The sequence below is a fragment of the Micromonospora sp. C28ISP2-4 genome (assembly GCF_030519385.1).
Classification (GTDB): domain Bacteria; phylum Actinomycetota; class Actinomycetes; order Mycobacteriales; family Micromonosporaceae; genus Micromonospora; species Micromonospora tulbaghiae.
In genome coordinates this window covers 515275-542053 of the sequence record NZ_JAUMKG010000004.1, presented here as the reverse complement: position 1 = coordinate 542053, position 26779 = coordinate 515275, and the positions used below count along the sequence as shown (strand labels likewise).

30 protein-coding genes are annotated in these 26779 nt (G+C 73.6%); 10 read left to right on the top strand and 20 right to left on the bottom strand.

Annotation, left to right across the window (positions count from 1 at the left end; all coding sequences use genetic code 11):
• Positions 1 to 29: 29 nt before the first annotated feature.
• A complete protein-coding gene (locus tag Q3W68_RS18795) occupies positions 30 to 650 on the bottom strand; it encodes an alpha/beta hydrolase (RefSeq protein WP_302906663.1) in 621 nt (206 codons plus the stop codon).
• A 109-nt stretch (positions 651 to 759) separates the two neighbouring features.
• On the opposite strand from Q3W68_RS18795, the gene Q3W68_RS18790 reads away from it, so the two are divergent.
• Positions 760 to 1296 carry a GNAT family N-acetyltransferase gene (locus Q3W68_RS18790; protein ID WP_302906662.1) on the top strand — a complete coding sequence of 179 codons (537 nt, stop codon included), beginning with the start codon at positions 760 to 762 and terminating at the stop codon, positions 1294 to 1296.
• A gap of 1 nt (position 1297) precedes the next feature.
• On the opposite strand, the gene Q3W68_RS18785 is transcribed toward Q3W68_RS18790, so the two are convergent.
• The gene (locus tag Q3W68_RS18785) at positions 1298 to 1708 is read right to left on the bottom strand and encodes an MmcQ/YjbR family DNA-binding protein (protein WP_302906661.1); all 411 of its coding nucleotides are present in this window, start codon (positions 1706 to 1708) and stop codon (positions 1298 to 1300) included.
• Positions 1709 to 1874: 166 nt separating this feature from the next.
• Between Q3W68_RS18785 and Q3W68_RS18780 the strand changes: the two genes are divergently transcribed.
• The 4 genes from Q3W68_RS18780 (at position 1875) to Q3W68_RS18765 (ending at position 5806) form a co-directional block, all read left to right on the top strand.
• Positions 1875 to 2990, top strand: coding sequence for an exo-alpha-sialidase (locus tag Q3W68_RS18780; RefSeq protein WP_302906660.1), 1116 nt, complete (start codon positions 1875 to 1877; stop codon positions 2988 to 2990).
• A complete protein-coding gene (locus tag Q3W68_RS18775; protein ID WP_018784437.1) occupies positions 2987 to 3283 on the top strand; it encodes a MoaD/ThiS family protein in 297 nt (98 codons plus the stop codon). The genes Q3W68_RS18780 and Q3W68_RS18775 overlap by 4 nt, the downstream gene beginning before the upstream one ends.
• Before the next feature lie 66 nt (positions 3284 to 3349).
• Positions 3350 to 5299 (top strand): beta-propeller domain-containing protein, encoded by a 1950-nt coding sequence (locus Q3W68_RS18770; RefSeq protein WP_302906659.1) that lies wholly within the window; start codon positions 3350 to 3352, stop codon positions 5297 to 5299.
• Positions 5300 to 5380: 81 nt separating this feature from the next.
• Positions 5381 to 5806 (top strand): integrase, encoded by a 426-nt coding sequence (locus Q3W68_RS18765; RefSeq protein ID WP_302906658.1) that lies wholly within the window; start codon positions 5381 to 5383, stop codon positions 5804 to 5806.
• Positions 5807 to 5849: 43 nt separating this feature from the next.
• Here Q3W68_RS18765 and Q3W68_RS18760 read toward each other — a convergent pair whose 3' ends face one another.
• The 9 genes from Q3W68_RS18760 to Q3W68_RS18720 form a co-directional block, all read right to left on the bottom strand.
• Complete coding sequence (locus tag Q3W68_RS18760) at positions 5850 to 6464, bottom strand: hypothetical protein (RefSeq protein WP_302906657.1); 615 nt, start codon at positions 6462 to 6464, stop codon at positions 5850 to 5852.
• Positions 6461 to 7810, bottom strand: a complete 1350-nt coding sequence (locus Q3W68_RS18755) for a hypothetical protein (RefSeq protein ID WP_302906656.1) — start codon at positions 7808 to 7810, stop codon at positions 6461 to 6463. Before Q3W68_RS18755 ends, Q3W68_RS18760 begins: the two co-directional genes overlap by 4 nt.
• Entirely contained in the window at positions 7810 to 8604 is a 795-nt protein-coding gene (locus Q3W68_RS18750; protein ID WP_302906655.1) for an ABC transporter ATP-binding protein, read from the bottom strand. Before Q3W68_RS18750 ends, Q3W68_RS18755 begins: the two co-directional genes overlap by 1 nt.
• A 72-nt stretch (positions 8605 to 8676) precedes the next feature.
• Complete coding sequence (locus Q3W68_RS18745) at positions 8677 to 9489, bottom strand: zf-HC2 domain-containing protein (RefSeq protein ID WP_302906654.1); 813 nt, start codon at positions 9487 to 9489, stop codon at positions 8677 to 8679.
• The gene (locus Q3W68_RS18740) at positions 9486 to 10070 is read right to left on the bottom strand and encodes an RNA polymerase sigma factor (protein ID WP_128138979.1); all 585 of its coding nucleotides are present in this window, start codon (positions 10068 to 10070) and stop codon (positions 9486 to 9488) included. The genes Q3W68_RS18745 and Q3W68_RS18740 overlap by 4 nt, the downstream gene beginning before the upstream one ends.
• Positions 10071 to 10134: 64 nt before the next feature.
• The gene (locus Q3W68_RS18735; RefSeq protein WP_302906653.1) at positions 10135 to 11301 is read right to left on the bottom strand and encodes an SGNH/GDSL hydrolase family protein; all 1167 of its coding nucleotides are present in this window, start codon (positions 11299 to 11301) and stop codon (positions 10135 to 10137) included.
• Positions 11302 to 11375: 74 nt separating this feature from the next.
• On the bottom strand, positions 11376 to 12215 hold the full coding sequence (locus tag Q3W68_RS18730; RefSeq protein WP_302906652.1) for a sugar phosphate isomerase/epimerase: 840 nt from the start codon (positions 12213 to 12215) through the stop codon (positions 11376 to 11378).
• Positions 12212 to 13375, bottom strand: a complete 1164-nt coding sequence (locus tag Q3W68_RS18725) for a dihydrodipicolinate synthase family protein (RefSeq protein WP_302906651.1) — start codon at positions 13373 to 13375, stop codon at positions 12212 to 12214. The genes Q3W68_RS18730 and Q3W68_RS18725 overlap by 4 nt, the downstream gene beginning before the upstream one ends.
• On the bottom strand, positions 13372 to 14523 hold the full coding sequence (locus Q3W68_RS18720; RefSeq protein WP_302906650.1) for a Gfo/Idh/MocA family protein: 1152 nt from the start codon (positions 14521 to 14523) through the stop codon (positions 13372 to 13374). The genes Q3W68_RS18725 and Q3W68_RS18720 overlap by 4 nt, the downstream gene beginning before the upstream one ends.
• Positions 14524 to 14627: 104 nt before the next feature.
• Here Q3W68_RS18720 and Q3W68_RS18715 point away from each other — a divergent pair, with 104 nt between their 5' ends.
• Together Q3W68_RS18715 and Q3W68_RS18710 are read left to right on the top strand one after the other, a co-directional pair.
• Positions 14628 to 15647, top strand: coding sequence for a LacI family DNA-binding transcriptional regulator (locus Q3W68_RS18715; protein ID WP_184976545.1), 1020 nt, complete (start codon positions 14628 to 14630; stop codon positions 15645 to 15647).
• 39 nt (positions 15648 to 15686) lie between these two features.
• On the top strand, positions 15687 to 16196 hold the full coding sequence (locus Q3W68_RS18710) for a pyridoxamine 5'-phosphate oxidase family protein (protein WP_030272429.1): 510 nt from the start codon (positions 15687 to 15689) through the stop codon (positions 16194 to 16196).
• A gap of 118 nt (positions 16197 to 16314) precedes the next feature.
• Here the strand turns inward: Q3W68_RS18710 and Q3W68_RS18705 are convergent, their stop codons facing one another.
• Positions 16315 to 16935: a bifunctional 2-polyprenyl-6-hydroxyphenol methylase/3-demethylubiquinol 3-O-methyltransferase UbiG gene (locus tag Q3W68_RS18705; protein ID WP_302906649.1), complete on the bottom strand. Its 621-nt coding sequence runs from the start codon at positions 16933 to 16935 to the stop codon at positions 16315 to 16317.
• A 72-nt stretch (positions 16936 to 17007) separates the two neighbouring features.
• The gene (locus Q3W68_RS18700) at positions 17008 to 17952 is read right to left on the bottom strand and encodes a sugar phosphate isomerase/epimerase (protein WP_302906648.1); all 945 of its coding nucleotides are present in this window, start codon (positions 17950 to 17952) and stop codon (positions 17008 to 17010) included.
• Between the two features lie 148 nt (positions 17953 to 18100).
• On the opposite strand from Q3W68_RS18700, the gene Q3W68_RS18695 reads away from it, so the two are divergent.
• On the top strand, positions 18101 to 18514 hold the full coding sequence (locus Q3W68_RS18695) for an NUDIX domain-containing protein (RefSeq protein WP_302906647.1): 414 nt from the start codon (positions 18101 to 18103) through the stop codon (positions 18512 to 18514).
• Here Q3W68_RS18695 and Q3W68_RS18690 read toward each other — a convergent pair.
• Together Q3W68_RS18690 and Q3W68_RS18685 are read right to left on the bottom strand one after the other, a co-directional pair.
• Positions 18511 to 19401, bottom strand: a complete 891-nt coding sequence (locus Q3W68_RS18690) for an arginase family protein (protein ID WP_302906646.1) — start codon at positions 19399 to 19401, stop codon at positions 18511 to 18513. The genes Q3W68_RS18695 and Q3W68_RS18690 overlap by 4 nt on opposite strands.
• A 22-nt stretch (positions 19402 to 19423) precedes the next feature.
• Positions 19424 to 20155: a class I SAM-dependent methyltransferase gene (locus tag Q3W68_RS18685; RefSeq protein ID WP_302906645.1), complete on the bottom strand. Its 732-nt coding sequence runs from the start codon at positions 20153 to 20155 to the stop codon at positions 19424 to 19426.
• Positions 20156 to 20235: 80 nt separating this feature from the next.
• Between Q3W68_RS18685 and Q3W68_RS18680 the strand changes: the two genes are divergently transcribed.
• The gene (locus tag Q3W68_RS18680; RefSeq protein WP_302906644.1) at positions 20236 to 20703 is read left to right on the top strand and encodes a hypothetical protein; all 468 of its coding nucleotides are present in this window, start codon (positions 20236 to 20238) and stop codon (positions 20701 to 20703) included.
• Between the two features lie 34 nt (positions 20704 to 20737).
• Here Q3W68_RS18680 and Q3W68_RS18675 read toward each other — a convergent pair whose 3' ends face one another.
• From Q3W68_RS18675 to Q3W68_RS18655, 5 genes are all read right to left on the bottom strand, one after another.
• Entirely contained in the window at positions 20738 to 22636 is a 1899-nt protein-coding gene (locus Q3W68_RS18675; RefSeq protein WP_302906643.1) for a DUF2075 domain-containing protein, read from the bottom strand.
• 128 nt (positions 22637 to 22764) lie between these two features.
• On the bottom strand, positions 22765 to 23100 hold the full coding sequence (locus Q3W68_RS18670; RefSeq protein ID WP_302906642.1) for a nucleotide pyrophosphohydrolase: 336 nt from the start codon (positions 23098 to 23100) through the stop codon (positions 22765 to 22767).
• A gap of 21 nt (positions 23101 to 23121) precedes the next feature.
• Entirely contained in the window at positions 23122 to 23781 is a 660-nt protein-coding gene (locus Q3W68_RS18665; RefSeq protein WP_302906641.1) for a response regulator transcription factor, read from the bottom strand.
• On the bottom strand, positions 23778 to 24932 hold the full coding sequence (locus Q3W68_RS18660; protein WP_302906640.1) for a sensor histidine kinase: 1155 nt from the start codon (positions 24930 to 24932) through the stop codon (positions 23778 to 23780). Before Q3W68_RS18660 ends, Q3W68_RS18665 begins: the two co-directional genes overlap by 4 nt.
• Positions 24932 to 25768: a CPBP family intramembrane glutamic endopeptidase gene (locus Q3W68_RS18655; protein ID WP_302906639.1), complete on the bottom strand. Its 837-nt coding sequence runs from the start codon at positions 25766 to 25768 to the stop codon at positions 24932 to 24934. The genes Q3W68_RS18660 and Q3W68_RS18655 overlap by 1 nt, the downstream gene beginning before the upstream one ends.
• Positions 25769 to 25969: 201 nt before the next feature.
• Here Q3W68_RS18655 and Q3W68_RS18650 point away from each other — a divergent pair, with 201 nt between their 5' ends.
• Positions 25970 to 26761: a class I SAM-dependent methyltransferase gene (locus tag Q3W68_RS18650; protein WP_302906638.1), complete on the top strand. Its 792-nt coding sequence runs from the start codon at positions 25970 to 25972 to the stop codon at positions 26759 to 26761.
• Positions 26762 to 26779: the final 18 nt, after the last annotated feature.

Sequence of the window (26779 nt, the reverse complement as noted above, 5' to 3'; positions counted from 1 at the left end):
CGGTCAGCCGCGCCAGGACCGGCGCCGGGTTAGTCCATGTCGGTCCAGGTGCCGGGCGTCGCGGGCAGCTCCTCGGGCAGAAAAGCCAGCGGGAACCACTGGCACCGCGCCGCCGCGTCGATCGCCGCCTGCGCCACCGCGCGGGGCACGTCGCCGCGCAGGTAGTCCTCGGCGAGCGCGCGCAGCCGGATCAGCTCGGCCACCTCGGCCGGGCCGTACCCGTTCCGGCGCAACTGCTCGGCGGTGCCGTAGCGCATCTGCCTCGCCGGGCTCACGCCGCTGCACCCGACCAGGACCAGGAAATCGACCGGACAGCGGGTGGCGGTGAGCGCCGCCGCCCACGCGCCCTGGCTGAAACCCCAGAGCCCGACCGGGACCGCCCCGACGTGCCGGCGCAGCTCGGTCACCGCGGCCGACGCGTCCTCGGCCTGGTCGGCCAGCGGCACGTCGTGCCCGTCCACGCGCGGACGGCGGTCGTAGCGCAGCACCGCGATCCCGGCCGGAGGCAGCAGCCGGGCCAGGTGCGCGTAGAGGAAGTGGGAGCGTTGCCCGGCGTGCGAGCCGTGCAGCACCACCATGCCCCCGCGTACCGGCCCGGCCGGCAGGTCGAGGACCGCGGGCAGGCCCGCCGCACCGACTGCCGTCTCCATGGCGGGCAGTGAACCACGAACCGTCCGCCACCGCTGGTCCCGGCTGCCGTCCGGGACCCCCGCGTGCGTACGCTGACCAGGTACGTCGCCGCGACCGTGGAGAACCGCCATGACCAGCCCCGCACCCCGTGCCGTCCGGGTCGCCCGCCCCGAGGACGTGGCCGCCCTCGTCGACCTGATCGAGTCGGCGTACCGGGGTGAGCGCAGCCGCCAGGGCTGGACCCACGAGGCGGACCTGCTGGCCGGGCAGCGCACCGACCCGGAGATGGTGACCGCGGCGGTCACCGGCCCGGACGGCGTGGTGCTGGTCGCCGAGCAGGACGGCGCCCTGGTGGCCTGCTGCCAGCTCGAACGCCGCGACGACCACGTCTACTTCGGCATGTTCGCTGTCGCCCCGGGCCGGCAGGGCGGCGGCGTGGGCCGGGAGCTGCTAGCCGAGGCCGAGCGCTACGCGGCCGAGCAGTGGCACGCCGGCGAGATGCGGATGACAGTGATCGTCCAGCGCGACGACCTGATCGCCTGGTACGAGCGGCGCGGCTACGTGCGCACCGGCGAGCTGAGCCCGTTCCCGTACGGCGACGAGCGGTTCGGTGTGCCGCTGCGGCCGGACCTGGCGTTCGAGACGCTGCGCAAGAAGCTGGGCTGACTCAGCCGGGCCGGTCGACCAGCGCGACCAGCTTCTTCGGGGCCAGCACGCAGTAGCTCTCGGTGAGCAGCTCGGCGACCTCGGTCCAGTCGGTGTCGGCGTCCAGCCGCAGCCCGACCACGTCGGCGGCCCAGTCCGGCTTGAAGAAGTGCGGCCCGGCCGCGAGCAGCCCGGCGATCTCGTCGCCGGGGGAGCGGAACGTCATCACGCAGACCGGCTCGTCGGTCGCCGCGGCCCGCGCGTACGCCGCCTGGTGGTCCGGGTCGACGGTGAGCACGTGGGCGAACGTCCGGCCGCGGACGCGCCATCGGACGCCCACCCAGGCCGCTTCCTCGTAGGTCTCCGGCAGGCCGAGGCAGACCGGCCGCAGGCGGTCGAGGTGCTCGGGTGGGACGTCTCCAGGGCCGGTCATGCGCGCAGGCTAGCGGCAGCCCCCGACAATCCGGCCGCACCGGCGTGGCGGCCCCGCCGCCGCGCGTCCGAGACGGAAATGTCGTAGCCGGGGAGTACGACAGCGATGAGTTTCGGTGAGCCGCACGGTCATTGCGGGGAGAACCCCTCGGACGAGAGGACGAGACATGAGCGGCGTACGAGTACTTGTCGGCACGCGCAAGGGCGCGTTCATCCTGACCTCGGACGGCAGGCGCGACGACTGGACCGTCGACGGGCCGCACTTCGGCGGCTGGGAGATCTACCACCTGACCGGATCACCTGTCGAACCGGACCGGCTGTACGCGTCCCAGTCCGGCGGCTGGTTCGGGCAGCTGATCCAGCGCTCGGACGACGGCGGCCGGACCTGGACGACAGTCGGCAACGACTTCGCCTACAGCGGCGAGGTGGGGCAGCACCTCTGGTACGACGGCACCCCACGGCCGTGGGAGTTCAAGCGGATCTGGCACCTGGAGCCGTCCCGCCACGACCCCGACACCGTGTACGCGGGCGGCGAGGACGCCGCCCTCTACCTGTCCACCGACGGCGGTCAGAAGTGGTCCGAGCTGACCGCGCTGCGGCAGCACCCGACCGGCCCGTCCTGGCAGCCCGGCGCGGGCGGGATGTGCCTGCACACGATCATCCTCGACGCGGCCGACCGGGACCGGATCTACGTCGCGATCTCGGCGGCGGGCGCGTTCCGCAGTGACGACGGCGGCGCGAGCTGGCTGCCGATCAACAAGGGCCTGCGTTCCGGCGAGATCCCCGACACCGACTCCGAGGTCGGGCACTGCGTGCACCGTCTCGCCCAGCACCCGTCCCGGCCGGACACGCTGTTCATGCAGAAGCACTGGGACGTCATGCGCACCGACGACGCGGGCGCCAACTGGCGGGAGGTCAGCGGCGACCTGCCGACGGACTTCGGCTTCCCGATCGCGGTGCACGCGCACGAGCCGGAGACGATCTACGTGGTGCCGATCACCAGCGACTCGCTGCACTACCCGCCGGAGGGCAAGCTGCGCGTCTACCGCAGCCGTACCGGCGGCGAGCACTGGGAGCCGCTGACCGAAGGGCTGCCGCAGTCGCACTGCTACGTCAACGTGCTGCGCGACGCGATGGCCGTCGACACGCTCGACCCGTGCGGCATCTACTTCGGCACCACCGGCGGTCAGGTCTACCACTCGGCCGACGGCGGCGACACGTGGGCGCCGATCGTGCGGGACCTGCCGGGCGTGCTCTCGGTCGAGGTCCAGGTGCTGCCGTGATCCGGGTGGTGCTGCCGGCGCACCTGAAGAACCTGGCGCACGTCACCGGCGAGGTACGCGTCGAGGTGGCCGGGCCGCCCACCCAGCGGGAGGTGCTCGACGCGCTGGAGGCCGCGTACCCGATGCTGCTCGGCACGATCCGTGACCGGCACAGCGGCAAGCGCCGGCCGTTCGTCCGCTTCTACGCCTGCGAGCTGGATCTCTCCAACGAGTCCCCGGACGACCCGTTGCCGGAGGAGGTGGTCGCCGGCAAGGAGCCGTTCATCGTGCTCGGCGCGATGGCGGGCGGTTGAGCGCCACGGCCGGCGGTCGAGCGGCACGATCGGGAACCGCGTTCGCCACCGCCGCGTCTGACCGGCATGACCCGTCACGGATACCGGACGCTCGGATGCACGCTGACCGTCACGCTGGCTCTCGCCGGCTGCACCGCGTCACCGCCGGCCGCCGGCCCGCCACCCACCGGGCGGGTCGCACCGGCCGGCGGCCTGCGGCTGGTGGCGTTCGACAGTTGCGACGAGGCGCTGCGGCAGCTCCGCACGGCCGCGAAGGCGGCGGTCGGGCCGTGGGGTTTCGGCCCGGACGTCATCCGGCAGTTCAGCGCGGAACGGGCGGCGGTCGGCGACGTCGCCAAGGACGCGAGTGCGGCGTCCGCGCCGGACTTCTCCGGCACCAACGTGCACGAGGCCGGCGTGGACGAACCGGACCTGGTCAAGACCGACGGAAAGCGGATCGTCACGGTCACCCGGGGCGTGCTGTCAGTGGTCGACCCGGCGAGCCGTCGCGTGACCGGCCGGCTGGCGCTCGATCCCGACGCCGAGCGGTTCTCCGGCGGCGAGGCGAGCCTGCTGCTGCACGGCGACCGGGCGCTCGTGCTGCTGCGCGCCGGCCGGACCGTCAAGGGCCCCGTACCGGGCAGGCAGACGCGCCCGGGCACGACCCCGCAGGCCCGGCTGGTCCTGCTGGACCTGGCCGGGTCGCCCCGCGTGGTCGGGGAGTACCGGATCGACGGCCTCCTGGTCGACGCCCGGCAGTCCGGCGCGACCGCCCGCGTGGTGATCCGGTCCGCGCCACGGCTCGACTTCCCCTACCGGTCCGATGGCAAGACGGACGCCCAGCGGATCGCCGCCAACCGCGCGGTCATCGACAAGGCCACGCTCGACGACTGGCTGCCCCGCTACGAGATCCGCGACAGCGTGCGGACCGTCGGCACCGGACGGGTCGGCTGCGACCGGGTCAGCCGGCCGGCCGGCTTCTCCGGCACGTCGATGGTGACGGTGCTCAGCTTCGACCTGGGCGCGTCCTCGCTCGGCGCCGGCGACCCGGTCACAGTGGCCGCCGACGGCGACACCGTCTACAGCACCGGCCAACGCCTCTACGTCGCCAACGACCACCGCTGGCGGACGTGGCGTGGCGGGCCGTCCGCGGCGCGCGACACCAGCACCGAGATCTACCAGTTCGACACCGCGGCGGGCACGCCACGCTTCGTCGCCGCCGGGTCGGTGCCCGGCTGGCTGATCGACCAGCACGCGTTGTCCGAGTGGGACGGTCACCTGCGGGTGGCGACCACGACGGGTGACACCTGGGGCCGAGGGACCGCCTCGCAGTCCGGCGTCTACGTGCTTCGCGCCGACGGCGCCACCCTGAAGCGGGTCGGCGCGGTCACCGGCCTCGGCAAGGGCGAGCGGATCTTCGCGGTGCGGTTCGTCGGCGGCACCGGATACGTGGTCACGTTCCGGCAGACCGACCCGCTGTACGGCGTGGACCTGCGTGACCCGGCCGCGCCCCGGGTCACCGGCGAGTTGAAGATCAACGGGTATTCGTCGTACCTGCACCCGGCCGGCGACGGCCGCCTGATCGGGGTCGGGCAGGACGCGACCGACCAGGGGCGGGTGACGGGCACGCAGGTGTCGCTGTTCGACGTGGCCGATCCGGCCCGGCCGGCGAGGATCGCCCAGCACCACGTCGCGGGCGGCTGGTCCGAGGCGGAGAACGACCCGCACGCGTTCCTGTACTGGGCGCCGGAGCGCCTGGTGGTGATCCCGGTGCAGCGGCCGGGTGTGGTGACCGACCGGGCCGAGAGCGTCAAGGGCACGCCTTCCGGCGGTGTGCTGGCGCTGCGCATGGGCGACAAGGGCTTCACGGTCGCCGGCGCCGTAGACCATCCGGGCGCGCTCACCGACGGCGGCGAGTGGACCCCGATCCGCCGCTCGCTGATGATCGGCGGTGTGCTGTGGACGGTCTCCGACGCCGGCCTCAAGGCGACCGCCCTGTCCGGCATGACCACCCTGGCCTGGGTGCCGCTGACCTGACGCCGACCGAAGGAAGCCACTGGTCTGACGCCGGCCGGGAAACCCGTCGCGGCGGCGGGCGGCGTCCCGGATGATCGGGCCGTGCGGATCCGGCTGCGACGACTGTGCATCGACGGGCGCACCTTCACCTGGCGGGCGGAGATCCGGGAGGTGCGGGGCGACACCGACTGCCACCGCTGCGTCCGGCTTCGGATCTGGGGCGGCGGGAAGACGAGCCAGGCGCTCCAGGCGGATCTGCTGTCGACCACGTGGGGCACACCATGGCCGCCCTGTGCCGTCGACGACGCCTACCCGACCTCGGCCGACGTACACGCCGTCATCGAGTACGCCCTGCGGCACGGATGGCAGCCCGATCGGCGCGGAGGCACGTACCCGCTCACGGAGCGGGAGCACGCCGCCCGGTTCCGGTTGCCCGGCTTCCTGCTCACCGACCGGCTGCGCGGACCGGAGGGCGGCGACCCGACGCGGCGTGTCGAGTCGGCGTGGACCGCCACGAACGGCGGCTGACCGGGCCTCGCCGCGCCCACGAGTGCGCCGAGGCCCGGTTCCCTCACTGTTCCAGTGCCGCCTCGGCCGCCGCGACCTGCGGCCCCACCCGCAGCGCGTACGCGGCCACCCCGCCGAGGAGGAACGTCGCGGCGGTGACCGCGGCGATCCGGTTGGCCGGTTCCTGCGCCATCCACAGCGCGGCCTGCCGCCATTCCGGCCCGCCCGGTGCGGCCAGGAACGCGCCCAGCGCGGCCCAGGCGGTCGGCACCTGCCAGGCGGCCCGCGCACCGGCCAGCGCGGCGCCGAGGCCGACCAGCCCGATCAGTCCGGCCGTGTTGCGGGCCAGTACGGACAGCGGTCCGAAGTCGGCGCCGAGAACGCGGGCGGCGGCCAGCATTCCGACCACCGCCGCGCCGTACGCGAGCAGGTGCCCGGCCCGGCGCGGCGGCCAGGCCCACGCGGCGGTCCCCTCCAGCGCCGGGTCGGTGCCGGCGAGCGTCGGCCCGAGCGGCGCCACCGCCAGCGCGGTGGTGAGCACGGCGAGGCCGGCGGGCACCTCGGGGCGGTCGGTGAAGGCGGACCAGGCGACTGCCATCACGGCGACCGCGACCGCGGATCCGGCCAGGGCGGCGGGTAGCCGGCGGGACCGCACGTACAGCGGCAACCAGCGGCTCACGGTGCGGCCCGCCCGGTGAGCGCCGGCATCAGGTCCGGCTCGCAGCGCGCGGCCGCGTCCCGCAGCGCGGTGACCCGCCGCAGCTGCTCCGGCTCGGGGAGCGCGCGCAGTTGCCGCACGCCGGCCCGGATCTCCTCCTGCTGCTCGTCGGCGTACCGGTATCCGGTCCAGGAGTCCCACAGCCGTACGGTCTCGGTGTCCAGCAGCCAGGCCGCGACGATCGCCGGGGCTATGTCGTCGCCGCTGCGCCCGCAGCCGGACCACATGGTGCCGCCGCCCAGGGCGATGCGCTCGGCCACGTCCGCGGCCCGGCCGGTGTCCGGGTCGACCTCGAGGAGGAACTGCACTGTGCCGGGTACGGGCTTCGGCCGGTGCCACTGCTCGCTGTCGCTGCTGCCGATGGTGTCCAGCCGCAGTTCCACCGCGCGGGCCGGCGCGTCCGGCAGCTTCGCCAGGGCGCGCAGCCCTCGGCGGGCCTCGGTGGTGACCTCGGGCAGCAGGTGCGCGTTCACGGCGGTGACGCACACCTGCGGCGCGCCGTCGGCGCAGACGTACCGGCGCGCTCCCGCGTCGAGCTGCCAGATCCCCGCCGGGCCGGGCACGCCGATCAGCACGAGACCCGCGACGCCGCCGGCGAGGCCCGCGAGCGCGCCGGCCCGGGTCGGCCACGACCGACCCGCCGCCAGCAGCAGGCCGGCGAGCACCAGCCCGGCGCCCAGCGCCACCCGGCTCAGCAGCAGCCGGTCCGACAGCGTCTCCCACGGCGTGTCCGGCGGCCAGCTGATCATGAGGGACACGTTCGCCAGCCGACTTCCCGCCCCGGCGACCAGGGACGTGCCCTCCTGCGCCACCAGCGCGGCGGCGGCCAGCAGCGGGGGCAGCAGCGGTGAGGACCACAGGCGGCCGACGGCCGTGCCGCACCAGGCCGCGCCGACGAGCACCAGCACGTCGACCAGGGGACCGGCGAGTCCGCGTACGCCGAGGTAGGCGCCACCGGCGGCGAGCAGGACCGCGCCGGCGGCGATCACCAGCAGGTGCGCGGCCGCGACGGCGACGCCGAGCGCTGTCATCGCCGGCAGCGCGCGCTGCCAGCGGGGCCGGCCGGTGCTGCTCATCAGCTCGTGGGCGCGGGTGCGCCGGTCCCGGCGGCCCAGCACCGCGCCGCCGGCCAGCGCGAGCGGCGTCAGGAGGAACATGGCGGAGGTGTGCACGTAGCCGAGCCGCAGCCACTGCCCCTGCCAGAAGCTGTACATGCTCGCGACGCCGAGGATCCCGATGGCGAGGAGCAGCACCGCCACCGCAGGCGCGTTGGAGCGGCGCAGTTCGATACGGACCTGTCGGATCATCACGCCCTCCGGTGCTGCTTGAGGAGGTACGAGTAGCCGCGCTCGGCGGCGCTGTCGCCGACACCGCCGGTCTCGCCGTGGCGGACCAGGTCGGCGGGCAGGCCCTGGAACACACGGGTGCCGTGGTCCATCAGGATGACGTCGGAACAGGCCGCCACCACGTCCTCCACCAGGTGTGTGGAGACCAGCACGCAGGCGTCCGCGCCGAGTTCGCGGATCAGCTCGCGGAACTCGACCCGTTGCTCCGGGTCCAGGCCGACTGTCGGTTCGTCGAGGAGCAGCAGCTCCGGTTCGTTCACGATCGCCTGGGCGATGCCGGCCCGGCGCAGCATGCCGCCGGACAGCGACTTGAGCTTGGCGTCGGCCCGGTCGGTGAGGCGTACCCGGTCGATGGCCCGCTGGGCGGCGGCCGGCACGGCCGACGCGGGCATCTCCCGCAGCCAGGCCACGTACTCGACGTACTCCCGGACGGTGAACCGGGGGTAGTAGCCGAACTGCTGTGGCAGGTAGCCGAGCCGGCGGCGCACCGGGCGCAGCTCACGGGTCGTGGCGGCGTCCGCGCCGAGCAGGCGCAGCACACCGGCGTGTGGCTTGACCACAGTGGCGAGCGCGCGCATCAGCGTGCTCTTGCCGGCGCCGTTCGGGCCGAGCAGCCCGTGCACGCCGGTGCCGAGCGTCAGGCCGAGGTTGTCGACTGCGAGGTGCCGCCCGGCTTTCACCGACAGTCCCACCGCCTCGATCCGCCAGGCGTGCCGGGTCGGCGCCACCTCGTCGGCGCTCACTGCGCGTACCAATGTCGTCTCCTTCTCGGGGCAGGGTGGTCCGCGGCGCCGCCGGGGCGCCGTGGCGTGGTTCCGGGGCCGGCGTCAGCCGGCGGGCCGCCGCAGGTGTTCGGCACGCAGCGCGGTCAGCACTGTGAGCACGACGGCGGCCGTCGCCCAGGCGGGCATGGTGGCGGGCCGGAGCAGGGCCTCGGTCGCGGCGGCGGCGCGGGCCGCGTCGGCGTCGCCGGTGAACGACACGGCCGCGACCGCCGCGAGCCAGCCGCCGCCGAGGACGGCGGCGGCCAGCGGCACGCCGACGCGGCTGCCGAGCAGCAGCGTCGCCGCGGTGAACGTCAGGCAGGGCAGCAGCCACAGCGCGGGGTTGCGGCCGACCGACAGCCCGGCCACCGCGAGCACGGGTGCCACCAGGAGCAGAACCGCGAGGGTACGGCGCAGCAGTAGTTCCAGCCCGGCGCGGGCGGTGCCGGCGACCACCTCCCAGTTCGGGTTGGCGCGGCGGGACCAGGCCACCGCGAGCCCGGCGAGCGGCGCCACCGGTGCCAGCAGCAGCACCGCCGAGGGCTGGTCGGGGTAGTTGCGGTCGAGCAGCACCGCGGCGAGTACCGCCGTGCAGGTCATGGCCGCCCAGGCCAGCAGTGACCAGTCGGTCCAGCGCAGCCACCACTGCCGAAGCGGGCGCCGGCGCACCGGTCGCGGCCCGGTGCGGGCCTGTTCGAGGATCGCCTCCCGGGTGTCGCCGAGCAGCGCCCGCAGCGGCGGGGCGGCCAGCTCGCCGAGCCGGTCGCGGCACTCGGCGCAGCCTTCGAGGTGCACCTCGATGGTCCAGGTGGTGGCGTCGTCGGGGCTGCCCGCGGCGTACGCGGTCAGGGCCGAGGGGGGAACGTGTGCGGTCATGCCAGTGCCTCCCGTAGCGCGTTGCGGGCACGCCGCGCCCGGCTCTTCACGGTGCCCTCCGGCACCCCCAGCAGGACGGAGGTCTCCCGGACGGTCAGCCCGTCCAGGACCATGGCGGCCAGCACCGCCCGCAGCTCCGGTGCGAGGGCGTCCAGCGCGGCGCCCACCTCCGAGCCGAACGACCCGGCGAGCGCCTCGTCCTCGGCGGCCGGGGCGCTGCGTACCGGCAGCACGTCGGTCGGCACCTCCTGTACGCGGGCGCGGCGGCGCAGCGCGTCGACCAGGCGTCGGGCCGCGATGGTCCAGATCCAGCCGGCGGCCGAGCCACCGGGCGCGTCCGCGCCACCGGAGGGCCGGAGTCCGCTGAACGAGCCGGCGGCCCGCCACACCGTCAGGTACGTGTCCTGGAGGACCTCGGCGACGATGCCGTCGTCGGCGCACCGCCGCCGCAGCCGGATCGCGAGCCACGGCGACGTACGCCGGTACAGCTCGTCGAACGCGTCCAGGTCGGCGCGTGCGACCCGCCGCAGCAGCCGCTCCTCGTCCTGTTGGCTTCCTCCCACGCCTAGATGGTCGTTCACGGCCCCTCCGACGGATCACGGCGTGGCGTGACCTGGGTCACACCACGCCGTGGGAGGCGATCAGTCACTCCGATGCGGCGAACGGTCCCTTCGGCCCGAACGCCAGCGCGGCGAACCGCTCGCCGATGCGACGGTCGGCGGCCGGGTCGGGGTGCAGCTCGTCCGGCAGCGGCAGTTCGGCGTAGTCGGCCTCGCCGTACAGCTCCAGCCCGTCGAGGTAGTGCAGGTTCGGGTCCGCGCCGGCCCGGGACGCCACGATCCGGGCCAGCTCGGCCCGGATGACGCGCAGCGTGAGCCGGCCGGTGGCCACCTCGGCGGGGTCGCCGGTGGCCCGGAACCGCACCCGCCCGTCGACGAACTCGACAGCGCCCGGCCCGGGTGTGTCCTCCTGGATGGGGCACAGGATCGACGACACGACCAGCAGCGGGGTTTCCGGATGCCCCTCCCGGATGGTGTCCAGGAAGCCGTGCACGGCGGGGCCGAACGCGCGTAGCCGCATCAGGTCGCTGTTCACCACGTTGATGCCGATCTTGACGCTGATCAGGTCGGCCGGGGTGTCGCGCATCGCCCGGGCGGTGAACGGGTCGAGCAGCGCGCTGCCGCTGAACCCGAGGTTGACCAGCTCCACGCCGGCGAGCGTGGCGGCCACCGCCGGCCAGGTGCCGGTGGGGCTCTCCGCGTCCGAGCCGTGGCTGATCGAGCTGCCGTGGTGCAGCCACACCCGGCGGCCACCCGTGCCGGCCGGCTCGACCGGCGCGTCCGTGCGCAGCGCCACCAGCTCGGTGATCTCCCGGTGCGGCAGCCAGATCACCACCTCCTTGTCGGTGGCGGGCAGGTCGGTGAAGCGCACCGTGCCGACCGGCCCCGGCTCGATGCCGGACGTGCCGGTGGCCAGGTCGATGGTGAGCACCTTGCCGCCGCCGGCGGTGGCCTGACCGGCCGGGCGGCCGTCGACGACCAGGTCGTAGCGGCCGTCGGGGCGCGGCCCGGTGCCCCGGTAGACCATCTTCGTGGGCAGCACGTCCAGCTCGACGACGGTGGCGCGGGTACGGAAGACCAGCCGTACGCCCGAGGGCATGGCCTCCGCCGTCGCCAGCTGCGGGTCGGTGTTCTGCGCCCGGGCCCACGCGGGCAGCCGGTGCGGCAGCACCCCGTCCGCCGTGTGTTCCAGGTCGAGCGCGCCGCGCAGCAGGTCGGAGGTGATCGGAGTGGTGATGAGCGGTGATGCCATGATCCCGATCCTGCCCCCGGAGCCGGGGGAGCGGCCACCTGATTCATCCGACAGGCCGGACTCGTCACGCTGGGTCAGTCGGCGAGCACCCGATCCACGTACCGGGCGGTCATGGTGGCGAGGACCCGGTCCGGGTCGGTGGCCCACACCTCGGCGTTGAAGATCTCCACCTCGACGTCGCCTGAGTACCCGGCGGCCTCCACCGCGCGGCGCAGCGGCGGGAAGTCGATGTGCCCGTCGCCCATCATGCCGCGGCCGAGCAGCACGTCGGCCGGCAGCGGGGTGAGGAAGTCGCACACCTGGAAGCTCGCGATCCGCGTTCCGGCGCGGGCGATCTGCCGCCACACGTCCGGATCCCACCAGACGTGGAACGTGTCCACCACGACGCCGACCTGCTCGGCCGGGAACGCCTCGGCCAGGTCGAGCGCCTGCCCGAGCGTGGACAGCACCGCCCGGTCGGCGCAGTACATCGGGTGCAGCGGCTCCAGCGCGAGCCGTACCCCGCGCTCGGCGGCGTACGGCGCCAGTTCGGCCAGCGCGTCGGCGACCCGCAGCCTCGCACCGGCCAGGTCGCGGGAGCCGGGTGGCAGGCCGCCGACGACCAGTACCAGGCAGGCGGCGTCCAGCGCGGCGGCCTCGTCGATCGCGCGGCGGTTGTCGGCCAGGGCCTCGGCCCGTCCGGCGTCGTCGTCGGCGGTGAGGAACCCGCCCCGGCACAGCGACGACACCCGCAGCCCGGCGTCGGCGACGAGCCGCGCGGCCGCCGGTACGCCGATCTCGGCCACCGGTTCGCGCCACAGCCCGATCGCCGGAATGCCGGCGCGGACGCACCCGTCGACCACCTCCGCCACCGACCAGCGCTGCGTGGTGCGCTGGTTGAGCGACAGCTTCGCCAGCCGGGGGTCGGCGGTCATCCGGCCACGCCCGCGACGTCCAGGTACGCGCGCATCCGCCGCGCCGCCAGCTCCGGGTCGCGCAGCAGCCCGGCGGCGTCGGCCAGCCGGAACGCCTCGACCAGGTGCGGGACGCCGCGACCGCCGTGCAGGCCGCCGACCATGGTGAAGCCGGGCTGCCGCCCGTTCAGCCAGGACAGGAACGCGATGCCGGTCTTGTAGTACGGCGTGGGCGGGGCGAACAGGTGCCGGGACAGCGGCACCGTCGGGTCGAGGATCGCCCGGAACCCGGCCCTGTCGTCCGCGTCGAGTCGTCCCAGCGCGGCCGACGCGGCCGGGGCGATGGCCGCGAACGCGCCGAGCAGGGCGTGGCTGAACCGCTTCCCGTCGCCCTCGATCAGCTCCGGGTAGTGGTAGTCGTCGCCGGTGTAGACCTTCACCGCGGATGGCAGCAGTTCCCGGAGCCGCACCTCCCGGCCGGCGTCCAGCAGCGACACCTTCACCCCGTCGACCAGATCGGCGTGGGCGTGCACCAGCGCGGCGAACGTCGCGGTGGCCTCGTCCAGGTCGGTCGAGCCCCAGTAGCCGGACAGCGCCGGGTCGAACATGTCGCCGAGCCAGTGCAGCACCACCGGCGCGCCGGCCTCCCGCAGCACCCGCTCGTAGACGCGCAGGTAGTCGTCGGGGCCGGTGGCGAGCGCGGCGAGGTGCCGGCTGGCCATCAGCACCGGCGTGGCGCCGTACTCCTGGACCGCCGCGACCTGCTCGGCGTACGCGGCGACGACCTCGTCGAGCGTGCCGGGCGCGCCGGTGAGCTGGTCGGTGCCGGCCCCGGCGACGATGCGTCCGCCGCAGGCGGCGGCCTCGGCGGCGCTGCGCAGGATCAGTTCGCGGGTGGCCGCCCAGTCCAGCCCCATCCCGCGCTGCGCGGTGTCCATCGCCTCGGCCACGCCCAGGCCCCACGACCACAGGTCACGCCGCACCGCGAGCGTCGCGTCCCAGTCCAGGCGCGCCGGGCGGCCGGGGGAGTTGTCGGCGTACGGGTCGGCGACGACGTGCGCCGCCGCGTACGCGATCCGGGTCGCCGGTGGCCCGGCCGGCCGGTGCCAGGCGGGGGGTTCGCGCAGCGTCAGCCGCTCGGTGCCGCCGCCCGGAACGGGCAGCGTGATGCGTGCGCTCACCGGGGGATCTCCTCGATCGTCACCCGCCGCCCCTCGCGGGCCGAGCGCAGACCGGCCTCGGCCAGTTGCACGCCGCGGGCGCCGGCGAGGAAGTCCCAGGGGAACGGCTCGTCGTCGACGACGTGGCGCAGGAACGCCTCCCACTGCACCTTGAACGCGTTGTCGTGGTCGCCGTTGTCCGGCACCGTCTGCCACTGCGCGCGGAACGGCTCGGTGGCCGGAAGGTCGGGGTTCCACACCGGCATCGGGGTGGCGCCCCGGTGCTGGATGCGGCAGTCGCGCAGCCCGGCCACAGCGCTGCCGTGCGTGCCGTCGACCTGGAACTCGACCAGCTCGTCCCGGTGCACGCGGACCGCCCAGGAGGAGTTGATCTGCGCGACGACGCCGCCGGCCAGCTCGAAGATGCCGTACGCGGCGTCGTCGGCGGTGGCCCGGTAGCGGGCGCCGGTCTCGTCGACGCGCTCGGGGATGTGCGTGGCGGTGACGGCGGTGACGGCGGTGACCGGGGCGATGATCTGCTCCAGCACGTAGTGCCAGTGCGGGAACATGTCCAGCGTGATGCCGCCGCCGTCCTCGGCGCGGTAGTTCCAGCTCGGACGCTGCGCGGCCTGCCAGTCGCCCTCGAACACCCAGTAGCCGAACTCGCCGCGCACCGACAGGATCCGGCCGAAGAAGCCGCCGTCGACGAGCCGCTTGAGCTTGCGCAGGCCGGGCAGGAACAACTTGTCCTGCACGACGCCGTTGCGGACGCCCTTGGCGGCGGCGAGCCGGGCCAGCTCCAGCGAGGCGAGGAACCCCTCGGCGAGCGGCTTCTCCGTGTAGACGTGCTTGCCGGCCTCGATCGCCGCCCGGATCGCCTTCTCCCGCTGCGTGGTCACCTGCGCGTCGAAGTAGATCTGGTGGGCGTCGTCGGCGAGCGCCGCGTCCAGGTCGGTGGTGTACGCCGACAGCCCGTGCCGGGCGGCGATCTCGGCGAGCCGGTTCTCGTCGCGGCCCACGAGGGTCAGCTCGGGCCAGATGCGGCTGCCGTCGCGGGCCGGCACGCCGCCCTGCTCGCGGATGGCGAGCAGGGACCGGACGAGGTGCTGCCGGTAGCCCATCCGGCCGGTGACGCCGTTGAGGATGATGCCGACGGACGTGCGTTCCACTGGGGCCTCCCCGCAGGTGAATGCGCTTTCAGTAAGCGCTTTCAGGGTGCTACCGTAGCCACGCCGGAACACCGGGTCAAGACGTTCCGCAGGGAGACGCATCGATGTCGCACGTGACGCTGGAAGACGTGGCCAGGGCGGCCGACGTATCCCTGGCCACCGCCTCCCGGGCGCTCAACGGGCGGCGCGTCACCCCGCACCTGCACGACCGCGTCCTGGCCGCCGCCGCACGCCTCGCGTACACCCCGAACGCCCACGCCCGCGCGCTGGCCGGCGCGTCCCGCCGCAGCGTCGGCGTGGTCTGCCACGACGTCACCGACCCCTACTTCGCCGCCGTCGCCGGCGGCGTCATGCGCGTCGCCGCCGACAACGACCTGCTGGTCATGCTGGCCAGCACGTTCCGCGACCCGGAACGCGAGATCGCGTACGTGTCGATGCTGCGCGCCGAACGCGCACCGGCGATCCTGCTCATCGGCTCCGGCTTCGAGGACCCCCGCTGGGAGCGGGCCATGGCCGCCGAGCTGGCGCCCTACCTCGACGGCGGCGGCCGGGTCGCCGTGGTCAGCCGGCACCGCACCCTGAAGGTCGACAGCGTCCTGCCGGAGAACCGGGCCGGCGCCGCCGAACTGGCCCGCGCGCTGCTGGGCCTGGGGCACCGCCGCTTCGCGGTGCTCTCCGGCCCGCCCGAGCTGACCACCGTCGCCGACCGGCTCGGCGGGTTCCGCGACGAACTGGCCGCCGCCGGTGTGGCGCTCGACCCGGGCGCGGTGGCCGAGGCGGCGTTCACCCGCGACGGCGGCTACCGGGCGATGACCGAGCTGCTCGACCGCGGGCTCGACGCCACCTGCGTGTTCGCGTGCACCGACGTGATGGCCGTCGGCGCGTACGCGGCGTTGCGCGACCGCGGGCTGTCGGTGCCCGGCGACGTCTCGGTCGCCGGCTTCGACGACATCCCTGTCGTGCGTGACCTCACCCCGCCGCTGACCACTGTGGCGCTGCCGCTGCACCGGCTCGGCGAGGAGGCGATGAAGCTGGCCCTGACCGAGAACGCCGGTCGCCGCCGCCGGATCGTGCGCCTGCCCGGCGAGGTGGTGATGCGGGCCAGCACGGCCCCGGTCGCCTGAGCCCGGCCGGTAGGGTGCCGTCATGATCGAGGACACTCAGTGCCGCTGACGAACCCCTGGCTGACCGGTCCGACGCCGACGAGGAAGCTGGACCGGGACCGCCTGGAGGAACGCATCCTCAACCTGCTGTCGTCGCAGAACATGTGCGTGCTCGCCACAGCCGGGCCGGACGGGCCGCTTGCCACACCGGTGCGCTACTACCCGCTCGACTTCACGCTGATGTTCACCGCCGCGCCGCGCTCGCCGAAGATGCGCAACATCGCCGCCGATCCCCGGGTGTCGGTCGGCGTCTTCGCGCCGCTGGTCGGGCTGGCCAGCAGCCGCGGCGCGCAGGTGTTCGGCACCGCCCGGGTGCTCGGCCCGGACCACCCCGACCGGGCCCGCCACTGGGCCGCGTTCCGCTGGGAGAACGAGCACGCCGAGCGCGGCCGGTCGCTGTCCGAGCCGCCCGAGGACCCGCTCGTCGTGATCGAGGCCGACCGGATCGTCTACACCGAACACTGGCTGCGCCGCGAGGGCTACGCACCGCGCCAGCACTGGCGTCGCTGACGCCGCTCGCCGCTCGCCGCTCGCCGTTCGCCGTTAGCCGCTCGCCGCTTCCCGGCGGGTGGAACGCCATGGGTGTCTACGGCCCCGGATGACACCCATGGCGTTCCACCCAGGCGCGCTACGGACCGGAAGGGGAGCGGGTGGCGCGGAGCAGGTTCCCGGCCAGGCGCAGGTCTGCCTCGCCGACCTCGGCGTGCACGTCGATCGGCTCGACAGTGACGTGCGTCCAGAGCGGTGCGGGGAAGGCCGCGCGCAGCGTGTCCGCGTCCAGGCCCCAGCCCTCGCCCGCCTCCGGCGACACCGCCAGCACGAACACCGCACCGCCGGGCGCGGTCAGCCGTGGCAGCAGCGCCAGGTAGTCGCCTACCGCAGCGCCCCGCCGGTGAAGCGAGTGCAGCAGGCCGGAGTCGAACACCGAGTCGTACGGCACCGGCGGCACGGGGATCGCCGTCGCGTCGCACACCTCGAAGCGCACCGGCAGGCCCGCAGCGGCGGCCTTGGCCCGGGCCCGGTCGATCACCACCGGTGAGATGTCGACACCGGTCACGTCGTGGCCGCGGCGGGCCAGCGCGAGCGCCAGTTCCCCGGTGCCGCAGCCGACGTCGAGCACGCGCGGGCCGCGTACCGCGGTGTCGAGGACCGCGGCGAGCGCCGGCTGCGGGCCGCCGATCTCCCACGGCGGGCGCTCGGCACCGCGGTAGAGGCGGTCGTAGTGGACGTCGTCCGGCTCGTCGGTCATCGCGTACCCCCTCGGTCGGCGCGGCCCTCCCCGAGCGTGTCACGTCCGGCGGCGATCAGTGCCCCGCCAGGGTCAGAACCGCAGGCGGCGCAGGTAGCGGTAGCCGACGGCGGCGGTCTGCTGCGGCGTCACGTCAGGGGTGTCGTTCTCCACGATGTACTCCATCACCTGGTGCCCCCGGAAGATCCGCGCGAAGTCGATCATTCCGGTGCCCAGGTCGGCCATGTCGCCGGTGGCCGGGTCGCGGTCCTTGACGTGGTACTGCAACACCCGCTGCGGCGCCGAGCGGATCACGTCGAGCGTGAAGCCCTCCGGGTCGTCGACGCCCTCGCCGGAGTTGATGCCGCCGGTGACCGCCCAGTAGATGTCGATCTCCAGGTGCACCAGGCGCGGGTCGAGTTCCTCGGTCAGCACGTCCCACGGTCGCCGGCCGTTGCCGAAGTCGATGGTGAACTCGTGCGCGTGGTTGTGGTAGCCGTAGCGCAGGCCCGCCTTGCGCGCGGCGGCGGCCTCGACGTTCATCTGCTCCGCCCAGCGCTTCCAGTCGTCCTCGCGGTCGGAGTTCAGGTACGGCACCACCATGAACCGCTGGCCCAGCGTCCGGGCATTCGCGATCTTCTGCTCCAGCGCGGTGGCGTCGGCGGCGATGCCGTCGTGGCTGGAACTGGCCTTGATGCCGATACCGTCCAGGAACCGGCGCAGCTCCCGCGCGGTACGGCCGAAGTAGCCGAGCGCCAGCTCGATCCGCGGGTAGCCGATCCGGGCCAGGTGCGTCAGCGTCGCGTCGTAGCCGGGCGTGCCGTTGAGCGCGTCGCGGACGGTCCAGAGCTGGAGGCTGATCAGTTCCTTCGGCACCGGGCGCCGGCCGTGGTGGTGCGCCCCACCGGCCTCGGCGGCAGTCGCGCCGAGCCCGGTGGCGAGCCCGATCCCGGCCAGCGCTGCCAGGGAGCCGCGCAGCAGGCCACGCCGGTCCAGTGACTCTTGCAGCGCGGCGTGTCCGTCATGTCCGTAGCACATGGTCACACTCCTTCGTCGCCTGTGCGCCGACGCTACAAAAGGCATGTCCATATGTCTATGGCTTTCGGTGCCCCGAATCTAACTTTCGGTCGACATCGCAGAAAGTGGGGGACTGCGCGTCGCCGGTGCCGCGTGGCAGGCTCGGGGCGTGGCCGCATACGACGTCGCCCTCGTCCTGCTCGTCGACCCGACCGGCGCGATCCTCATGCAGCACCGCGACGGCAACGCGCCCGTGTCCCCGTACCAGTGGAGCCTGCCCGGCGGCAGCATCGAGCCCGGCGAGACGCCGGAGCAGGCCGCCCGGCGCGAGCTACGCGAGGAGACCGGCTTGACCGCCGGTGAGCTGCACCTGCTGTGGAGCGGCCCCCGTCCGCACGAGGACGGCTTTCCGCACACCGTCACCGTGTACGTCTTCCGCGGCGCCACCGACGCCCGCCAGGAGGACGTGGTGCTCGGCGAGGGACAGGCGATGGTGTTCGTGCCCCGCGACCAGGTGCTCGACCGTGACCTGGCGGTCAGCGCGGCGAAGGTGCTGCCGCTGCACCTCGCGGAGACCGCCTAGCGGCCGGTCAGCGCCCCGGCCAGCGCGCCGGCGAACCGGGGGAGCAGCTCGTCGTCGGGCAGATGGTCCGGGTTGATCTCGGTGACGGACAGCCCGGCGAACTTCGGGCTCGCCACCAGCTCCGCCAGCGTCGCCGCCGCCTCGCCGAGGCTGAGCCCGAACGGCTCCGGCACGTCCGCCAGCGGCGCGTCCACGAAACTCAGCACGTCCACGTCGAAGTGCACCACGAACCGTTCGGCCGCGCCCTCGGCCGCCGACCGGGCCCGGCGTGCCGCCGCCCGCGCGTCGGCGTGCACCTCGTCGGCCGGCACGTACGCGATCCCCAGCTCCGCCACCAGCTCACGCTCGTGGTCACCCCGGGGCAGCGAGTCCCCGTACACCACCACGCGCTCCGGTGACAGCAGCGGCACCGCCGGCCCGACACCGGCCACCTCGGGCAGCGTCCCCGGCAACCCGAGCATGTGCGCCAGCCCCATCGCGTCCAGGTTGCCGTTCGCGCGGGTCTCCGGCGTGTAGAGATCCGGCCCGCCGTCCACGTACACCAGCGCGGGCGACAGCCCGGCCCGCGCGCAACCGGCAACCAGGCCGACAGTCACCGTGCAGTCGCCGCCGAGCACCAGCGGCGCCCGCCCCCGGCGCACCGCCGCCGCGACCCGGTCGGCCACCGCCGAGGCGACGGCGGCCACCGCGCCCGCGTTCTGACCCCTCGGGTACGCCGGATCCGGCCGCCACCGGAAGCCCGGCACGTCACCGGCGTCCTCGACGTCGGCGCCCAGCAGGCCGAGCAGGCCCGCGGCGCGCAGGGCGGCGGGTGCGCGCTCGATGCCCGGCGTGTGGGCACCGGCGCTCGACGGCGCTCCGACGACCCTCCACTGACGATGATCCATCGCCCCACCCTAACCGCGTGTTTCAGCGCAGCACGAGCAGATCCAAGGCGTCGACGACCGGGCCGTCGACCGTCCTTGCTGCCTCCCGCAACCGCTCGACGCCGGCGGCGTACTCCGCGTCGGTGATGAGCTGAAGCGGCGTGTGCGCCTCCCGGCGCAGGCCGGCCGCCGCCTCCCGCAGCGAGGATGCGGTGACCTGCGGAACCACCTCGACCGCCGCGGTGGCGAAGCCGGCGGCGGCGAAGGCGGCCTCGACGTCGGCGATGCTCGGGTACGTGTCGAGGACGCGGATCGCCTCCGGGAAGTAGTCGAACAGCGTGATCGCCTCGTGCCGTCCGGCGAAGGCGGACCGGATGAGCACCGGGGCGCCTGGCCGCAGCACCCGGCGCAGCTCACGCGCCGTCGCGGCCAGGTCGGGGACGTGGTGGATGACCGTGGACAGCCACGCGCCGTCGACGCTGTCATCCGCGAGGGGGAGGTGCCCGGCGTCGCCTGCTACGAGCGGCACGAACGCACAGCGGGCGCGCATCGCCGCCGACGGTTCGACCGCGACCACCCCGATGTCGGGGAACCAGTCGGTGAACGCGCGCGCCCAGCTGCCGGTCCCCGCACCCAGGTCGAGCAGACGCATCCCCGGGCGCGGGGCGAGGTGCCGGGCGGCGGCGGCGCGCCAGGCCGTGAGACCGTCGTCGGTGAGGTGCCGGGTCGCGGCGAACGCCTCGGCGTCGGCGTCGCGGTACGCGATGCGGGCCATACGCGACAGCCAACTCCCCGGCGGGCGGCCGGGGCAAGCACTGTGACGCGTTACCTGCGGACCTCGGAGAGGGGTAGAGAGTGCGGTATCGGATCCACGTCGACGCCGAGTTGCCGGCGGACGCCCTCCGCCGGTTCCTGCTGACGGAGTACGGCGTCGCGCCAGAGGCCGTGTACGTCGGGCGGATCGAGGACCGGGCCGTCGACGATCCTCGGCCGGTGGCGATGCTCACCCCGCCCGACGAGGACGAGGGTTTCGGCTGGATCCTGACCGGCGACACCGAACTGGCCGACGCCACCGGTCTGCGCGAACATGACCTCGCGGTCACCCTCGCCCGCGCGTTCGGCGTACGGACGCTCGTCGACGACGGCGGCGTCCACCCCGACCGGTGGGTGCTGGTGAGCGCCGACGGCAGCAGCGGCCGGGTGCTCACCGACTCCGACGCCGCCGCGGACGGGGACCTGCGGATCGTGCACGCGCTCGAGCCGATCAGCGGGGAGCCGCAGCTCGCCGTCGTACCGCCACCGGACTGGGCCCGCGACTGGTGACCCGGCCGCGCTCCGAACCGGCAAACGTCGGGAGCTATGAACCGCCGCTCGGCTCGTAGACGGTCTCGAGACCGCGTTCCACGCGAATCAGCGAGTCGAGCCATGCCCGGGTCTCGGCATCAGTCGAGTACAGGATCGTGCCGCGCATGCCTCGCGTCATCAGCACCTTGTAGGTGTTGCGGATCAGACGGTCCGCCTCCGCGTCACTGAGCGTCTTCCGGCTGCGGAACGCGGGATCCTTCGACTCCGCGCGCTGCGTGACGAGCCGCCCGTTCCGCGCCACCAGGTCGGGCCCGAGGATGACGCCTGACCATTCGTACTCGAAGCCCTGTGCCGTGTAAACGCAGCCCACCTGGCCGAAACCGTGCGGGTCGGTGGCCCAGAACGCGCTGCCCGGCGCCTCACCGACGCTGCGGTCGCTCTTGACGTTCCAGGGCCGCGCCCAGCCGCCGATCCGCACGTCGGCGACCAGCGAATCGTCCGGTAGCGGGTCGCTCCACGGCCAGCAGTAACCGGCCGACAACCGCGCCGTCTCCCCGGCCGCCTGCTTCGCGGCCAGGAACGCCTCCATCTCCTCCGGCGAATCCGCCAGCCGCAGGTCGAAGCGTCCGTCTCCAGCCCATACCGACGGTTTGCCGCCGTCGAGGCCGAGCAGGTCGACGACCCACTCCTCGTACGCCGCACTGCCGCCGCACCGGAACTGGTCATGGAGCGACACCACCTCGACGTCCAGGTCGAGCTGCCTCGCGTGCGCCGAGATGACCTCGACGTTTCCCAGCTCACCCGGCTTGACCACCTGGTGCTCGTCGAGCAGGAAGACCGGCACCCGGGCCGCGGCGATGAGTTCGTCGATCTGCGGCCGGGCACGGTCCCGCTTCGCCTTCGGCGTGAACCGGTTGACCGACGTCTCCCGGATCCGGTGCGCCTCGTCGCAGATCAGCACGTCGAGGCCGTTGCGCTCAGCGGTCATGAAGCTGTTGAAGTAGCCGAACAGGTTCTTCAACCGGGTCGAGCCCTTGCCCGCGTAACGCCGCAGCGTCTGCGTGAACGACCGCGAACCCGTCGCGTGCATGACCGAGCGCTGCTGCCGGGCGAGCTCACCGAGCACCGAGAGTGCGATGACGCTCTTGCCGCTGCCCGGCCCGCCGGCAACCACCACAACCGACTTGCGGTCGGCGCCGCGTGCGCGCTCCACGGCATGCAAGACCAGCTCGTACGCCAGACGCTGTTCGTCGAGCAGCGTGAAGTGGGACCGGTCCTTCAGCTCCGCGGCGGCGTAGGACAGCAGGTGCTTGCTGGGGCGTACCGAACTGGTGAGGAAGCGGTCCGCGGCGGCCGCGCCGGAGGCCGGGGCCAGGTGGCTGCGGAGATAGTCGAGGAACCGGCCGCGGCGCTGCTTGGTGAAGATCCGGCTCTGTTCCGTCGGTCGCCGGCCGAAGAGGTCGTCGACGTCGCGGTCGACGGCGTTGTGCAGGTAGGCGGCCCCGACGATCGGGTTACGCGAATGGGCGAGCACGCCGAGGAAGTCCGCCAGGTACTGGCAGTAGTCCTCGACCTGCACCCCGGGATGCAGTCGAGGGGTGGAGGCGTGCTCGACCAGGACCAGGCTCTCGGATCCGTCGTACGACTCGGCCCGGGACCACTGCTTCAACTCCACCACGACGTAGGAGTCCTCGGCGGTCCTCGGATGCGTTCCGGCGAGGACGACGTCGATCCGTTTGCTGGTCAGCGGAAGCTGGTACTCCACCAGCATCTCGACCTGACCGAGGCCCGCGTCGGCGAGATCCTGGGCGAGCACCGGCAGGCTCCGCTCCCAGGACCGCCGTTCGGACGGGCTCACGTCGTGTCCGATGTGCTCCGCGATCCGGGCGGCGAGGGTGCCACCGGCCGCGAAGCGGAGCAGGCCATCGGCGGAGGTGCGAAAGGCTGACACGACTTGCCCCCGGGCAGCACGAAATGATCGTGCGCATGGGGGGCGTGTCCGGCGACGACCGGAAGCCCGTCGTTACGCGCTTGTACGGGTGGACTGTAGCGGAGAGATCATCCGCATGGCACGCCCTGCTACCGCTTGGCCGCGGAGCCCTTGACGTCTTCGGCGGGATAGCGGACGGCGACCTCGGCCAACTTGGCGAGGGCCGCCTCCTTCAGGTCGATGCCGAGAACGTCCGCCAGCCTCGTCAGGTAGATCATGACGTCGCCGATCTCCGCCTGCACACGAGCGCCCGCCTCGGGATCCGACATCACCGCACCGGCCTGCTCCGGGGTCAGCCACTGGAACTCGGCGACCAGTTCCCCGACCTCGCCGGCGAGTGCCATGGCCAGGTTCTTCGGCGTGTGGAACTGCTGCCAGTCACGTTCCTCCGCGAACGCCCGTACGCGGGCCGTCAAGTCGTCCACGACCGGCAGTCTGACACGCGCTCAGGTGACCAGGCCGGTGCGGTACGCGTACACCACCGCCTGTACCCGGTCCCGCAGGTCCAGCTTCGTGAGGATCCGCGACACGTACGTCTTGACCGTCTCCTGACTGATCACCAACCGCGCCGCGATCTCGCTGTTCGACAGCCCGTCGGCGATCAGCCGCAGCACCTCCAGCTCGCGCGGCGTCAGCCCCACGTCCGCAGGCGTGCCCTCGGCCGGGCGGATGCGCGCGGCGTACCGGCCGACGAGCTGCCGCGTCACCTCCGGCGCGAGCAGCGCGGCGCCGGAGGCGACGGTGCGGATGCCGTGCAGCAGCTGCGCCGGTGGGGCGTCCTTGAGCAGGAACCCGCTCGCGCCGGCGCGCAGCGCCTCGTAGACGTACTCGTCGAGGTTGAACGTCGTCACCACCAGCACCTTGACCGGGTGGGCGACGCCCGCGCCGGCCAGCAGGCGGGTCGCCTCGATGCCGTCGAGCACCGGCATGCGTACGTCCATCACCACCACGTCGGGCCGCAGCCGGCCGGCGAGGTCGACAGCGGTCCGGCCGTCGCCGCACTCACCCACCGCCTCCATGTCCGGCTGCGCGCCGATGATGGTGGCGAATCCGGTACGGATCAGGGCCTGGTCGTCGCAGACGAGCACCCGGATCGGCGCGGTCACGACGCGCTCCCGGTGGGGATGCGCGCCCGGACGACGAAGCCGTCGCCGGCCCGGCGCCCGGCGTCGAACTCGCCGCCGAGCACCGTGACGCGCTCGCGCAGCCCGGCGAGGCCGCGTCCGCTTCCGCCCGGACCCGCGGCGCCTGTGCCGGGGCCCTCCGTGCTGATCTCCACAGTGATCTCCCTGTCGCCATGGTGTACGTGGACGGCGGTGGGGCGGCCGTGGGCGTACTTGAGCGCGTTCGTCAGCGCCTCCTGCACCACCCGGTAGGCGGCCACCTCGGCGCCGCCGGTCACCTCCGCCGGGCTGCCGTCCTGTGTGAACTCCACCGGCTGCCCGGCCTGCCGGGTCTGCTCCACCAGGGTGTGCAGCTCGCCGACCGACGGCGTGCGTGGCTCCGTACCGTGGTCGGGGTTGAGCACGTCGAGCAGCACCCGCAGGTCGCCGATGGCCCGGCGGCCGGTGTCGGTGATGGCGGTCAGGGTGGTGTCGAGGCGCTCGGGGGCGGCGGTCAGGTAGCGGGCCGCCTCGGCCTGCACCACCATGGCCGTCACGTGGTGGGTCACGACGTCGTGCAGCTCCCCGGCGATGCGCGAGCGTTCGGCGGCGCGGGCGGCCTCGGCGACGTGCCGGCGGCGTTCGGCCTCGGCGGCGCGGTTCTGCCGCAACCATGACCCGGTGCCCCAGGCGAGCGCCAGCAGCAGGTAGAACGTGACAAAACCGACCGCACCCTCGGTCGATCCCTGCCGGTCGAGGGTGACTGCCAGTCCGACGTACGCGAGGGAGCCGACCAGAACGGCGGTACGGCGGCCACGGTCCAGGTGGGCGCCCGCGCTCAGCAGCGCGATGGCGAGCGCGCTGCCCGCGACCGTGTGGTAGACGCGCACCTGGTCGATCGCGAAACCGAGCGACACCAGGGCGAGGCACAGCGCCGGCCGGCTGCGGCGCAGCGCCAGCGGAAGGCACTCCAGGGCGATCGTCGCCACTGTGAGCGCGTCGTACGGCCGGGCGGGCAGGTCGCCGAGCTGCGTACCGAGTCCGCGCAGCGCCGGTATCACCGACGCGAGCGCGATCACCAGCGCGAGCGGGAGATCCCGGACCGTGACGGGCCAGCGCCGCCACGAGTCCAGGAACATCCGTCGGGTGATCATCAGGAGACCGTAACGCTCTCCGCCGGGGCCTCGACGACGCGGCGGCGCCGTTGCACGATGTGACCGCGGCGGTGGGCCAGCCAGAGGAAGACCACTGTCAGCGCCGCCCCGGCGGCCACCGTGTAGAGGCTGCCCTCCGGTCCGAAGTCGCCGCCGCTGAGCAGCGTCGAACCCGACGTGCTGGCGTCCAGCAGTCCCGTCGACTCGCCGTTGCCGGAGACGACGACGCTGAAGATGCCACCGGCGGCGAAGTTCCAGCCGAAGTGCAGGCCGATCGGCACCCACAGGTTGCGGGTAGCGGCGTAGCAGGCGGCCAGCATGAACCCCGCCTCGATCGCGATGGCGGTCGCGCCCCACAGGCTCGCGTCCGCGTTCAGCAGGTGCATCAGGCCGAACAGTACGCCGGTCAGCAGCAGCGAGAGCCACGTACCGAGTCGTTCCTCGACCAGGCGGAACAGCAGGCCACGGAACATCAGCTCCTCGGTCACCGCCGCGGCGGCCATGAACCCGAACATGCCCACCGCGCCGGACACCGACCCGATGCCGTGTACGTGGTAGCCACCCATGAGGGCGATGTTGACGATGACCGCCGCGAACATGGCGAAGCCGATCAGCACCCCGCGGTTGAGCCGGGCCGTCGCGCCGTCCCGGGCCAGCTCGGTGACCTCGCGGCGTTCGGTACGGCGCACCACCCACCCGTACACCATGATCGCGGCCGCGGCGGTCGCGACGCCGATGATCAGGCTGAGAAAGGCGTTGTCCTGTGCCGCGACGACCGCCTGGCTGCCGACGAGACTGACCGCGACGACGGCCAGGAACTGCTTCACCACACGCATGACGATTCCTTCGAGATCTCCGCGGCCGGAGCGCCGCGGGTCACCTGAAACGCTATGGATCCGCAGGCCGGGAATCGTCACCGCGCGGTGGACACTTGCGGGTAGCTCGCACGGGGGACAGGCGCGGCGGCCGGGGCGTCTGAGGCGTGCCCTGAGCAGAACTGCTGGCCGCCAAGCGGTCGCGGCGGGCAGGCTGCCGGTATGGCGACGGGCTTCGGCGGTGAGGTGGCGACCTACTACGCGCGGCATCGGCGCGGCTATCCGACCGAGGTGGTCGACGCCCTGGCGGCAGCCTTCGAGCTCGGCGCCGACGACACGGTGGTCGACCTCGGCTGCGGCACCGGTCAGTTGAGCCTGCCGCTCGCCGACCGGGTGGGCGCGGTCGTCGGCATGGATCCGGAGCCGGACATGCTGGCGATCGCCCGGCGAACCGCAGTGAACCAGGGGACCGCCAACGCCACGTGGGTGCTCGGCGGCGACGGCGACGTGCCCGCGTTGGCCCGGCTTCTCGGCGGACGGACGGTCGGTGCGCTGACGGTCGCCGTCGCCATTCACTTCATGGACCGCGACACCCTGTTCGCGGCGGCCCGGCCGTTGTTGCGCCCCGGCGGAGGCATCGCCGTCGTCACCAACGGCGAACCCCTGTGGATGCACGACACCGAATGGTCACGCGCGCTACGCGGATGCCTGGAACGGATGCTCGGCCACCCCGTCACTGCGAGATGCCAGACGGACGAAGAGGGGCGTCGGCGCAACCGGGAGGCACTCGTGGGTGCCGGTTACCGGTACGAGGAGACGTCGGTGCGGTACGACGCGCCGCTCACCGTCGACGACATGGTCGGCGGCGTCTTCTCCGCCATGTCCGCCGAACGGTTGCCTACCCTGCAACAACGCGCGGCGCTCGCCGCCGACGTGCGCGACGCTCTCGGCGGGGTGGACGTGGTGACCGAGCAGGTCATCGTCCGGTTGCAGTGCGGGATCGCCGGCTCATAGCCGATCGCCGGACGGGGT